Origin of the sequence: Vibrio ruber DSM 16370 (genome assembly GCF_900163965.1) — a bacterium.
GTDB classification, from domain to species: Bacteria; Pseudomonadota; Gammaproteobacteria; order Enterobacterales; family Vibrionaceae; genus Vibrio; species Vibrio ruber.
Window position 1 is genome coordinate 67,855 of the sequence record NZ_FULE01000044.1, and the last position, 10,180, is coordinate 78,034.

Sequence of the window (10,180 nt, forward strand, 5' to 3'; positions counted from 1 at the left end):
ACCCCTGCACTGAAAAATAGACCTGTGAAGAAATCATTCGTTCACAAGACTCGAACTGAAATAAGGAAAGCTATTCGCTACTCCTTTGAATTGCATCGCATTTTTTCTCAAGGAACAATGTAAAACGAGTAGTGATGGTGTTCTTTGTCAGCCGCTTCTTTTATGCTAGCGCTATTCATCCACAACGAGCCTCAATGCAGCGATTATGAAAACCTCCCTCGACCATCTGCCGGAATATAAACAGCATGAGCTAGCCACGATTTCAACCATTCTGCGTGACACGCTAGAAGATTACCTGCAAGGCAAAACGGGCAGTAAGAGTGAGTTTCGTATTCTGAAAATCATCTTGTTCGGCAGCCATGCCAAAGGTAGTTGGGTTAAGGATCCGGTCAACGGCTATATCAGCGATTACGATATTCTGGTGATCGTCAATAAAGCTGCCTTGGTGGAGGATTATGTAGTCTGGCAGCGGGCTGAAGAGCAAATTGATCGCAAAGTGAAATCGGCACCGTTGGGTTTGATTGTTCACGATTTAAAGGAAGTAAACGAGCGGTTGCAACAAGGTCACTATTTTTTTAAGGATATCCGCGAAGAGGGGATCGAACTGTTTGCCGCGACGCCGAAACCGTTGGTTATGCCGGGCGATTTGAGTGAATCTGAGTTGCGGGAAATTGCTCGCAAACACTATGAGCAGTGGTCTTATTCAGTAACGCGTTTTTTCCGTTATTATGAAGTCGCTGTTTCTGATGAAGATTGGATTCACGCAGCTTTTATGCTCCATCAAGTGACAGAAAAACTGTATGCCTGTATTTTACTTGTGTGTACTAACTATCTACCCAAATCCCACAATATTGAAAAACTGGGCAAACTCTGTTCGCAAATCGCCCCTGAGTTTGCAACGATTTTTCCGATGGACAACAAATTCCACCGTCGTAGTTTTCGGCGATTGCAACGCGCTTATATTGATGCCCGTTATTCGGAGCACTACGAAATTACCGCAGAAGAATTGAATTATCTGGAGACAGAAGTCCGACGTTTACAGGCGCTGGCGGAGCGGGTTTGTTTAGCGCGGATTGATTCTGCCTAATTATTCTCCCTTGAAGGGTTTTCTTGGGTGAGTGGTTGATTTGAGTTGGGTGAAATCTTTTTAAAAAGCCAAATTGATCGATGTTCTCAGGGTAAAATTCATGGATGAATTTTAAGCTTTTCGTGAGCAGGATGCGAATCAATCCGACCCTGATTACGCGCGCTGAACTTAAACCTAGGCCTTTTGGGGTACTTTTTCGGCCTTGAAAAAGTATCTGGGGCGCTTTCGAAGAAAGTCATTGCGTCCCAAACTCAGCAGCATCCTTTTACTTTTCCAGCCTTCGGCGTTGCAGTTTGACGCACAATTGCGTTCCTCAATTTCAGAGGCATTGGTGTTCTGTGCGCCAGTTCATCTTTCAGAGATAAATGGGGTTTAATATTTTTATACTTATCACTCTCTTTCTTTAGAATTCATAATTTTACACTTTTTAATTTTAACTATTTGAATTATATGTATTATTTTATTCTTAACGTTTCACTCTGATTCGATAATCTTCTGAATAAATCCCTTGCATACCTTCTTTGTATGTACCAAAATTGTACCAAATTTTTGGTACATACAGGATGGGTAATGGCAATTACAGATGCATGGCTACGGGCGAACAGTGGTAAACCATATAACGGAAAACCGGAGATAACGTATCGGGATGGTCTGGGCGTCCGGATTAGCCCTAAAGGGAAAATCTCATGGATTTACCGGGTTAATTTTTTCGGTAAACCACTCAAAATGACTCTCGGTGGTTATCCTGAGTTGAAAATCCGGGATGCATTGCGAATTCGGGACGATAAGGCTGAGCTGGTTGCTCAGGGCATTGACCCGCGTTCCGGCCTGAATTTGAAAACGAAAACTAAGCCAATAACAATCGATGAGGCGATTACCTACTGGATTGAAAATCATGCGATGGATAATGTGATACAGTGGCAAGCGCATCAAAAGATGTTTGAAACGGATATTAGTCCCTATATTGGTGCTTATCCGGTTCGACAGCTTGAGTTGATTGATTTTATGCCGGTTTTCAAAAAAGCCCGGGAGCGTGTGAGTGCTCAACACGCAGCAGGCCTGATGTCAAAACTGAAAAGTGTTCTTTCCTATACAGTCAGGCATGGTTTAATTAAGTTTAATCCTATTGCAGAACTACGAAAAACTGACGTCGGAGAAGGGACTAAGGCACGAAAAACCCGGCAGGGAAAAGAGGGGGTCATTGCGCTATGGAAGGCGATTGATACCGTACCAACGCACCAGAGTAATCGGAATTTATTAAAACTGATGATGATTTTTGCCTGCCGGGGAAACGAACTCAGACTATCGACAAAATCTGAGTTTGACTTAGAAAAGCGAATCTGGACCGTTCCCGTTCAACATAACAAAAACAGAAAAAAAGATCCGTCTCCCATTGTGAGAGCCATACCGGATTTAGCCGCTGAAATTATTGCCGAGCAAATGAAGCTCTGGCCTGACTTTAAAGTGATGTTTCCGTCCGTAAGGTTTGGCAGGGATCAGGTGATGCATCGGTCAAATGTTGTGAAAATCGGAACCAAGCTGGCGGACACAATACAAGCTCTGGGATACCCAAGAACCGCAAACCATGACATGAGACGAAACGCTCGTAATATATGGGAAGAGCGCAAGGTTCCTTATAAAGTCAGTGAAGTGATGCTTGGGCATAAAGTTCACACCGGTATTGATGCTCACTATCTGGATTACAAATATCCTGATGAGCAGCGAGAGGCTTATGAAATGTGGTGTCAGATTATAACCGAAGAAATTGAGTAGCCGTCATCATCCCGCGTTCAATGGCCCATGCTTTAAATTTTGCATAGGGCCGTTTCCCCCGCATTCCGGAAATTGACTCCGGTAAACCACCATTTTTAGTCAGCCGCCATAACGTTGGCTGGCTGATATCCAGTAAATCTCTGATTTGTTCATCGCTGATATACAGTGGTTCACTTTGCTGTTCATGTTCATTCGTTTTCATTACTTGTTTCCTGTCATCACGCTAATGCTCAGTAGAATAAAAAATATAGAAATGAAATCAACATAATTCAGTGAGATTACAATTAATCTGAGTGCTTGTGTGATATGTATCACTTATTTGAGATCGCTTTTATCCAAGGTGAAAGGCTGTGAATAGATATGAATTGAAGGTTTTATTTCATTGAATCTCAGGCGGGGTGGCTTTGAGCTTTCCAGCCTGAGATTTCATGGTGTGTCGGGTGATTACAGTGAGCTGACCGTCGTGATAACTGTGCCGATGATGGTATGACTGCCAGTGATTTCTACATAACGCAGCGCTGGTGGATAGTCGGGATTAGACACCTTCAAAAAATTTCTGCCTTCGATGACCTGAAGCTGTTTGAACGTATATTCCCCATCATGTCGGGAAATCACAAATTGATTGTGGGCAGGTTCAATCTGATCAAGATCGATAAACAGCCAGTCGCCGTCTTTAAACCGGGGAGCCATGGCTTCCCCCCGGACTTTCAACACAAAGGTTCGGGGACCGGTGGGCAGAGGACAGAGTAAAAACTGTGTCGTTTCTGAAATTGTCGCATCCGGTGCCTGAATGAATGAGTGAAGCTGTTCCCATGACTGCACCGGGCAATACTGCAAGTGCGTTTTGTCTTCTACATTGAGTGGTTGACTGATTGCGGAAGGGCAGGGAGGCTCTTTCTCGCCGGTTCCACAAACCAGCCATTCCGCATTACAGTTCAGGACTTTCGATAATGCCAGTAACATCAAGTCTTTGACAGATTTCTGCATCCCTGTTTCCAGATTGGAAATCGTCATTCTTGACAGTGAATCAACCTGTGGATAGAGACGTTTAATTTCTTCGATCAGTCTGTCCTGAGTCAGTCCTCTTTCCAGTCTTCTCGCTTTTAATCTTTCTGATAATGTTCCCATTGAAATGAAACCTATTGAGTAACCTCATTGAAAGTATTCTTTCATAATGTCATGAAAATTAAGGTTTGTCACGAAAATCACTTGTCGAAATGAAACTATTCTTTAGAATGAAATGAAACATAACATTCCATATGAGGCAGTTCAGTGAGCAAGTTGTATCATATCCTTATCAATCATTTCGGAACCGAAGCAAAGATATCTCAGGCGTTTGGTGTGACCAGAGCCCAGCATTTTAAAAACAGAGTGCCTGAGCATGTTGCGTTGTTATGTCATCTCGACCCTCATATTCCCTATACATACAACCCGGATGATTTTGGCCGGAATAGTGCTGCACTGACTCTGGATTTGGCGAAACCTCAGCAAGCGACAGAAAGGACAGGTTAATGGCTATCCAGAGGGCAAGACGAAGACACAGTTTCACCCTGATTGGAAATCATGTTTATCAGAATGGGCACCTTTCTTTTCAGGCGATGGGATTACTCGGTTACATCCTGTCAAAGCCGGATAACTGGCGGATTAGCCCCTCTCAACTGGCAACGGTTACATCAGGGACAGCGAAGAAAACCGGACGGGATGGGGTCTATGTGATCCTCAGAGAATTGAAAGATGCAGGATATATCAAAACCAGAAAACATGCGTCCGGAGAGCTGGACTACGTTATTTACGATGAGCCTGATACGGCAAATCCAGATATGGAAAATACGGATAAAGATATCCCTGAGCCGGAAAAGCCAGATCAGGAAAAGCCAGATGTGGCTTTCCAGACACTAATAAATACTGATCTAGTAATAAATACGGATCAAAAACAAGATGGAAAAAGTAAACCAAAAAAGAAAATAGCTCAGAAACTAGATTTCTCATGTTGGCCGACTCTGCCTGACCCACAGGTGCTGGATGACTGGAAAACCCTCAGGAAAGCTAAACGGGCAGCCATTACGCAGACCGTCCTGAATCATATAGGGCAGGTGATGCATCGAGCCGGAAATGAACTGGGTCTATCTGTCGATGCGGTGCTGAGTATTTGTGTTTCCAGAGGCTGGCAGGGGTGTGAATTTGAGTGGCTGGCAAATCATATCGGTCATCGCCATACCTCGCCGTCTGTTTCTCAGGGAGTGAATTATATTGGAACAGATTTTACCCCGCCTGCCGGGTGGGAATGGGAGCCTGACGGGGGGCGAGAGTCATGATCACTCTGAATGAAATTAAACGTCGGGCTGCTCAGGGGAGCCATAAATATTCATGGGAAGACTTGAAGCGTTTACGTGCTGAAGATGAAGCCCGACAGGACGAAAGATTCAGGAAGCAGTTCCATGATTTTAAGGCTGAACGGACTTTCAGCCGGTGTGGTGTTTTACCCATCCATCAGAATTGCCGGGTTGAAAACTTTGAACTTTTAACCCAAGGGCATCGCAAAGCAGCGGATTTTGCCCGGTGGTATATCGATAATTTTTATCTCAACAATGGGACAGGATTTATTTTCGGAGGACAGCCGGGAGCCGGAAAAAATCATCTGGCAGCAGCAATCTGTAATGAGCTTATGGTCGCCGGATATTCATGTCTGGTCATCACAGTCAATGAGCTGATGCAGAAATTACGGGCTTGCTACAAAGCAAGCAGTGAAGTCTCCGAAGATCAGTTTCTCCGAACCATGGTTGATTTCGACTTGCTGGTTCTTGATGAGGTTGGGCTACAGAGAAATTCTGATGCGGAACGGCTGGTGCTCAATCAGATTGTAGACCAACGGACATGCAGATTTAAACCGACCGGGATGCTGACTAATCTTCCTGCCGGTGCTGAAGCGCCGGACACTCAGACAATCAACAGTGTGCTGGGAGTCCGGATCATGGATCGGATGAGGGCTAACGGTGGGAAATGGATCTCGTTTCAATGGGAAAGTTACAGAAAATAACAGGAGGAAAATATGAAATTTACAACCAACGAAATCGCAGCCATGCGTCGTGAACTGATGAACCATGCGTTTTCGGCACTGGTTCGGCGTATGCCTCTGAGTACCCATGATGCGCATGATTTTATTGCCAGACATCTGGGCATTTCACTGAGTACGGTGCTGAACATGTCTCATAAAGAAATTACCGCAGAGTATGCCGGTCGTCTCAATGAAGTTGCCCAGTGCTTTGGGATCCGGATGTTCCGCTATCAGTTTATTCCAACAGACAACATCTGCCGGAGCTGGCTTGCTCATGCGTACCAGAACGATAAAGGGAGACAGCCTCATAAGCATATTTTTGAACACTGGGAGCGGGATATGACAAAAGTGAAAGTCAGAGAAGCCGCTTAACCATTGTACCGGATATCGCGCTGGTGGACACCGAAACTGAATTTAACCCGGAGAGTAAAACGATGAGTGATAAGGCTATCGAACTATTCATCAGAATGCATTTGGAGAGAGCCCCGGAGCTACAGCGAGGCCGACCGATACTGACTGGTGATGTGATTATTGCGGTGCTAGGTGTTATACAGCATCAGCATCCGCTCGGGTGTGACTTAATGATGGCACGTTGGCTGAATGATAGCTATGCAATTCAGCGGGTCGGGCAATATCTGGATGACTATGTGGATGAATGTAAGACCGCTCGGCCTGATATTCTGCGTCAGTTATCATCCATAGCGTTCATGATTTTTCTGGGGCGGCCTACGGAAGACCAAATCAGAAAACTAGCCTCGCTGTGGCAAAAACACTCTGCTCAGGCAAAACGGAGTAGACGGTTGGTAAAACAATATGAAACCCATATTGCGCTTCTGAATAGCCGACTCCTAACCGTAACGACAGATTTCAGAGTATGGGAAATAAATAATGAAATCAGCAGATATGAACAATTGATCAACAGTGAAGAATCGCGATTAAGTCTCTGGGCAAGTAAGCAGGCTCAACAATCATATCAGTGTCCGAAGTGTCATGGATGTGGGAGGACGATGAGAGCCGTGTGTTCAGCATGTTCAGGAGCCGGGAGTTTTATGCCGAGTGCTGGCAATGCTTTCAAGTATTTACGTACGAAAGGTATTCATGTTTCAGAGAAGTTATGGAATTCAGACCTGAAACCAGCATTTGGTGGGATTCTGAGTATGCTTCATCAGGAGCATGATGAAACTGCTCGGTTACTGAGAAAAAGACTGGAAGATGAGAAGGCGGCGTAGTGTCGTCTTTCTATTGACTGTTTTGTATCCTGTATTTCGATGTTAACATAATGAAACTATGTTCATATTAACAAAATAATAAATATGGCTATTTGTCAGTTTGACTTGGATAATTTCAATTACAATATTGAAAGTAATTTAGAGGCGATGGGATTACCTACGCCAAGTACACTTTGGGGATCTGCAATAACGATGACAGGAGTTGTGACGACTATCGAGTCGGCGCTTGCAGCAAAAGCGTCGGATATTCCGTTAGTCACTATTGCGCGAGTATCAATGCGATCAAAGCAGGTGCTGGGGATTTCTTCAGCGTACTATGTTGGCGCAATCATCGGTTCAGCACTCATGGCATCAAAGAGAGCGACACGTTGTAGCGCGGATGAGCTGAAGAAGGCATTCAGTGAGTTTGGGTTACCAAGCTGGGCCGCTGATGATGCACTGCGACATAATGACAATATATTGAGGCAGAACTGATGAGTGAATTTGTAAAAGATAAGTTGAAACTGATCGCGGTTTCAGTTGTGCTCGCTGTATTCGCGTACTTAATCCTTGCATCACTTAATATTGTTCTCGGCGACAAAATTTCATGGTTTTTTGCAGCATTAACGGTGTATTGGATCGCTGAGAAACTTCTCGGTTTTTGGACACGCTATAAATCCCGCCGGAGTTAGCCCTCAATTTCCGAGAACTGTAATTCTCTGAAATTGATAAATTTACCACGATCAATAAGATTACATGTTATAGAAGGCTACATCCGATAACATAACCAGATGCATTAACAATTTAGAAAGGGAAACTCATGCTACCAATCACCAGATCGTTGGGATTGACTGAAATGAAAGTTATAGGAAAATCACAGATTTGATTTCCCCAAAGAAGTAGTTCAAGATTTCCCCATCGTGTAAAGCCTCGTCCATCGGACGGGGCTTTTTTTATTGGAGAAATCAAAATGAATCTATTTTCAATCCGCTCCGATGCTGGTGGGACAATCGTTTCAGAGAAAGCCACGATGTCGATTGCAGTCGGCAGTGGGACCGGGGTTGGTGTCAGCGTTGCAAAAGGCGCGGAAAACTATCAGTCGATGCTCAATTCGAGTCTGCATGACATTCTGGCCGGGAATTTCGTCTGGTACGGCTCAGATATCGCATTTGTCATCGGAACGGTCCTGTCCGTAGTCGGAATTGGCGTCACCCTCGCCCGATTGATTATTTCCCGGACTGGGGGAGCTGATGAGATATAACCGACTTCTCGGGCCGGTTTTGTTCGGTGCCATTGCGGTGACGGGGGCATTCGAAGGGATGAGGCAACGATCTTATCAGGATCCCGGTGGTGTCTGGACTATCTGCCATGGTGAAACAGCCGGAGTGACACAAAATCAGTCATATACCGACGAACAGTGTGCAATGCTTCTCGCCAGCTCTCTGAGTTACCACAATGAACCCCTAGAATCGCTGAATTACCAACTCCCCCCAAACGTTCACATTGCCGCACTTGATTTCAGCTATAACTTGGGGACAAACGCACTTCGCCGATCAACTCTGTATAAAAAATTACAGGCTCACGATATCGACGGTGCCTGTCGAGAGTTTAACCGATGGGTGTATGTTGCAGGAAAGGACTGTCGGAAGGACGGCAGCAACTGCTCTGGCATTGTTACTCGCAGAGAAATAGAAACTCAGCTTTGTACCGGCCAGCTTTCTGTCAAAGAAGCACTGGTGCAACTTGGTCATCTCAAATCGGATTCAGAAATCATCCATGTTATTCGTCATTAAATACATCAAGTATGGTGTCTATGCGCTGGTGGTAGCGCTTGTCAGCGGCGTGTTCGTCAAAATCACAACCGTTTCAGCAGAGAACGATAGCCTACGCACAAAACTCACGCTGTCAGGCGTTCAGCTTTCAATGCAGACCAATGTGATTGCACAGCTATCTCAGCAGCGGGAAGAGATGAACGTGCTGTTACTCAACCGGCAAACCCGAGTGAGCCAGAATGAAGAGAAATTACGTTATGAAATCAAGAAACTTCAGGAAGACATACAGGATAACACCTGTGTCATTCCTACTGATGTCACTGAGCGGTTGCGTCAGTCCTACTAAGCCGCTTCCAGTGATTCAGACACAATCGATCTTACCGCCGGAAGGGCTGATTGTTCCCTGTTATAAACCCACTATTAACGGCACATGGCCAGCCGTTGTGACTGAAGATATTCCTCGTCTTAAAAGTGCACTGGCTGAATGTGCCGCTCAGGCCGATGAGTATCTGAAATGGAGGACGCAGGGAAGTCCTCAGTGATAGTGACTTAACTTACAAGCGACAGACATAACCGATATGGCGAAACACGATTGGAACGCATTGCTGCGTCAGTTTGAACAGGATCATGAACGTGACGGGATGAGTGTCAAGCAGTGGTGTGAATCAAAAGGTCTCAAATATGCCAGTGCGCGTCGCTATATCAAAATGCGCAAAACTGCGCACTCTGCGCAGAAAAAAAGTGCGCACAACGATAATGCGCAAAGTGCGCTATCTCAGCCGAAAGCAAGGCAAAATCAGCGTCGAGAGAAATCCGAATTACCCAAAAACTATGAAAACACCCAACTTTCACCGCCTGAAATCGGGAAACCGCACACCGATGAAAGTGCGCAGTTTGGAGCGGGGCGAAAAGATGAGATCCAGCGGGATGAACGGGGATACTTTCTGCCGGGCAATCGGGTTGCTGTGGGAAATGTGGGCAATACGGGTGTGCCGGAAAATGCCTTCGGTGAAGGCAATCAGCTTGCCCGGAAAAGCGGGATGTATGCCCGGTGTAACCCTCCCCGAAAAAATGGACGCTGGTAAATAGGGCTTTTCCGTTTACACTGAAATAAACGGAGAGTGCATGATGAAAAAATCACGCTATACAGAAACGCAAATCGTCAAGATCCTGAAGGAAGTCGAAGCCGGCAGGAAAGTCAATGAAGTGTGCCGCGAATACGGGATCTCTGATGCAACCTACTATAACTGGAAATCGAAGTACGGTGGTATGGAAGCCTCTGATG

17 protein-coding genes are annotated in these 10,180 nt (G+C 45.3%); 15 read left to right on the forward strand and 2 right to left on the reverse strand.

All coding sequences use genetic code 11. The features are described from left to right. Positions 1 to 205: 205 nt before the first annotated feature. Both VR7878_RS15710 and VR7878_RS15715 read left to right on the forward strand, forming a co-directional pair. On the forward strand, positions 206 to 1,087 hold the full coding sequence (locus tag VR7878_RS15710) for a HEPN domain-containing protein (protein WP_077336991.1): 882 nt from the start codon (positions 206 to 208) through the stop codon (positions 1,085 to 1,087). 570 nt (positions 1,088 to 1,657) lie between these two features. After that, positions 1,658 to 2,860 (forward strand): tyrosine-type recombinase/integrase, encoded by a 1,203-nt coding sequence (locus VR7878_RS15715; protein ID WP_077336992.1) that lies wholly within the window; start codon positions 1,658 to 1,660, stop codon positions 2,858 to 2,860. Here VR7878_RS15715 and VR7878_RS15720 read toward each other — a convergent pair. Together VR7878_RS15720 and VR7878_RS15725 are read right to left on the reverse strand one after the other, a co-directional pair. After that, entirely contained in the window at positions 2,838 to 3,062 is a 225-nt protein-coding gene (locus tag VR7878_RS15720; RefSeq protein WP_074374573.1) for a hypothetical protein, read from the reverse strand. The two genes, VR7878_RS15715 and VR7878_RS15720, sit on opposite strands and share 23 nt — an antisense overlap. Positions 3,063 to 3,304: 242 nt before the next feature. Continuing rightward, the gene (locus VR7878_RS15725; RefSeq protein ID WP_077336993.1) at positions 3,305 to 3,988 is read right to left on the reverse strand and encodes a helix-turn-helix domain-containing protein; all 684 of its coding nucleotides are present in this window, start codon (positions 3,986 to 3,988) and stop codon (positions 3,305 to 3,307) included. Between the two features lie 144 nt (positions 3,989 to 4,132). Between VR7878_RS15725 and VR7878_RS15730 the strand changes: the two genes are divergently transcribed. The 13 genes from VR7878_RS15730 to VR7878_RS15790 form a co-directional block, all read left to right on the forward strand. Beyond that, positions 4,133 to 4,372, forward strand: coding sequence for a hypothetical protein (locus tag VR7878_RS15730; protein WP_077336994.1), 240 nt, complete (start codon positions 4,133 to 4,135; stop codon positions 4,370 to 4,372). Then, complete coding sequence (locus tag VR7878_RS15735) at positions 4,372 to 5,175, forward strand: phage replication initiator YdaU family protein (protein WP_077336995.1); 804 nt, start codon at positions 4,372 to 4,374, stop codon at positions 5,173 to 5,175. Before VR7878_RS15730 ends, VR7878_RS15735 begins: the two co-directional genes overlap by 1 nt. Next, on the forward strand, positions 5,172 to 5,897 hold the full coding sequence (locus tag VR7878_RS15740; protein WP_205409476.1) for an ATP-binding protein: 726 nt from the start codon (positions 5,172 to 5,174) through the stop codon (positions 5,895 to 5,897). The genes VR7878_RS15735 and VR7878_RS15740 overlap by 4 nt, the downstream gene beginning before the upstream one ends. Positions 5,898 to 5,909: 12 nt before the next feature. Next, on the forward strand, positions 5,910 to 6,287 hold the full coding sequence (locus tag VR7878_RS15745) for a hypothetical protein (protein ID WP_077336996.1): 378 nt from the start codon (positions 5,910 to 5,912) through the stop codon (positions 6,285 to 6,287). 23 nt (positions 6,288 to 6,310) lie between these two features. Further along, positions 6,311 to 7,144: a TIGR02642 family protein gene (locus VR7878_RS15750; RefSeq protein WP_159440483.1), complete on the forward strand. Its 834-nt coding sequence runs from the start codon at positions 6,311 to 6,313 to the stop codon at positions 7,142 to 7,144. 84 nt (positions 7,145 to 7,228) lie between these two features. Then, positions 7,229 to 7,618, forward strand: coding sequence for a hypothetical protein (locus tag VR7878_RS15755; RefSeq protein ID WP_077336998.1), 390 nt, complete (start codon positions 7,229 to 7,231; stop codon positions 7,616 to 7,618). Beyond that, positions 7,618 to 7,815: a hypothetical protein gene (locus VR7878_RS15760; protein WP_077336999.1), complete on the forward strand. Its 198-nt coding sequence runs from the start codon at positions 7,618 to 7,620 to the stop codon at positions 7,813 to 7,815. Before VR7878_RS15755 ends, VR7878_RS15760 begins: the two co-directional genes overlap by 1 nt. A 278-nt stretch (positions 7,816 to 8,093) precedes the next feature. Beyond that, a complete protein-coding gene (locus tag VR7878_RS15765; RefSeq protein WP_077337000.1) occupies positions 8,094 to 8,384 on the forward strand; it encodes a hypothetical protein in 291 nt (96 codons plus the stop codon). Further along, positions 8,374 to 8,916: a lysozyme gene (locus VR7878_RS15770; RefSeq protein WP_077337001.1), complete on the forward strand. Its 543-nt coding sequence runs from the start codon at positions 8,374 to 8,376 to the stop codon at positions 8,914 to 8,916. Before VR7878_RS15765 ends, VR7878_RS15770 begins: the two co-directional genes overlap by 11 nt. After that, positions 8,900 to 9,241, forward strand: coding sequence for a hypothetical protein (locus VR7878_RS15775; RefSeq protein WP_077337002.1), 342 nt, complete (start codon positions 8,900 to 8,902; stop codon positions 9,239 to 9,241). Before VR7878_RS15770 ends, VR7878_RS15775 begins: the two co-directional genes overlap by 17 nt. Positions 9,242 to 9,251: 10 nt before the next feature. Continuing rightward, positions 9,252 to 9,437 (forward strand): Rz1-like lysis system protein LysC, encoded by a 186-nt coding sequence (lysC, locus tag VR7878_RS15780; RefSeq protein ID WP_077337003.1) that lies wholly within the window; start codon positions 9,252 to 9,254, stop codon positions 9,435 to 9,437. A 36-nt stretch (positions 9,438 to 9,473) separates the two neighbouring features. After that, a complete protein-coding gene (locus VR7878_RS15785) occupies positions 9,474 to 9,980 on the forward strand; it encodes a hypothetical protein (RefSeq protein WP_077337004.1) in 507 nt (168 codons plus the stop codon). A gap of 43 nt (positions 9,981 to 10,023) precedes the next feature. Next, a partial coding sequence (locus tag VR7878_RS15790) for a transposase (RefSeq protein ID WP_139344045.1) occupies positions 10,024 to 10,180 on the forward strand: 157 nt, incomplete at its 3' end.

What these genes read in the sequence shown, in the direction of transcription:
- VR7878_RS15710 (WP_077336991.1), top strand. Translation starts at nt 206, where the DNA reads ATGAAAACCTCCCTCGACCATCTGCCGGAATATAAACAGCATGAGCTA.
- VR7878_RS15715 (WP_077336992.1), top strand. Translation starts at nt 1,658, where the DNA reads ATGGCAATTACAGATGCATGGCTACGGGCGAACAGTGGTAAACCATAT.
- VR7878_RS15720 (WP_074374573.1), bottom strand. Translation starts at nt 3,062, where the DNA reads ATGAAAACGAATGAACATGAACAGCAAAGTGAACCACTGTATATCAGC.
- VR7878_RS15725 (WP_077336993.1), bottom strand. Translation starts at nt 3,988, where the DNA reads ATGGGAACATTATCAGAAAGATTAAAAGCGAGAAGACTGGAAAGAGGA.
- VR7878_RS15735 (WP_077336995.1), top strand. Translation starts at nt 4,372, where the DNA reads ATGGCTATCCAGAGGGCAAGACGAAGACACAGTTTCACCCTGATTGGA.
- VR7878_RS15740 (WP_205409476.1), top strand. Translation starts at nt 5,172, where the DNA reads ATGATCACTCTGAATGAAATTAAACGTCGGGCTGCTCAGGGGAGCCAT.
- VR7878_RS15745 (WP_077336996.1), top strand. Translation starts at nt 5,910, where the DNA reads ATGAAATTTACAACCAACGAAATCGCAGCCATGCGTCGTGAACTGATG.
- VR7878_RS15755 (WP_077336998.1), top strand. Translation starts at nt 7,229, where the DNA reads ATGGCTATTTGTCAGTTTGACTTGGATAATTTCAATTACAATATTGAA.
- VR7878_RS15760 (WP_077336999.1), top strand. Translation starts at nt 7,618, where the DNA reads ATGAGTGAATTTGTAAAAGATAAGTTGAAACTGATCGCGGTTTCAGTT.
- VR7878_RS15765 (WP_077337000.1), top strand. Translation starts at nt 8,094, where the DNA reads ATGAATCTATTTTCAATCCGCTCCGATGCTGGTGGGACAATCGTTTCA.
- VR7878_RS15770 (WP_077337001.1), top strand. Translation starts at nt 8,374, where the DNA reads ATGAGATATAACCGACTTCTCGGGCCGGTTTTGTTCGGTGCCATTGCG.
- VR7878_RS15775 (WP_077337002.1), top strand. Translation starts at nt 8,900, where the DNA reads ATGTTATTCGTCATTAAATACATCAAGTATGGTGTCTATGCGCTGGTG.
- VR7878_RS15785 (WP_077337004.1), top strand. Translation starts at nt 9,474, where the DNA reads ATGGCGAAACACGATTGGAACGCATTGCTGCGTCAGTTTGAACAGGAT.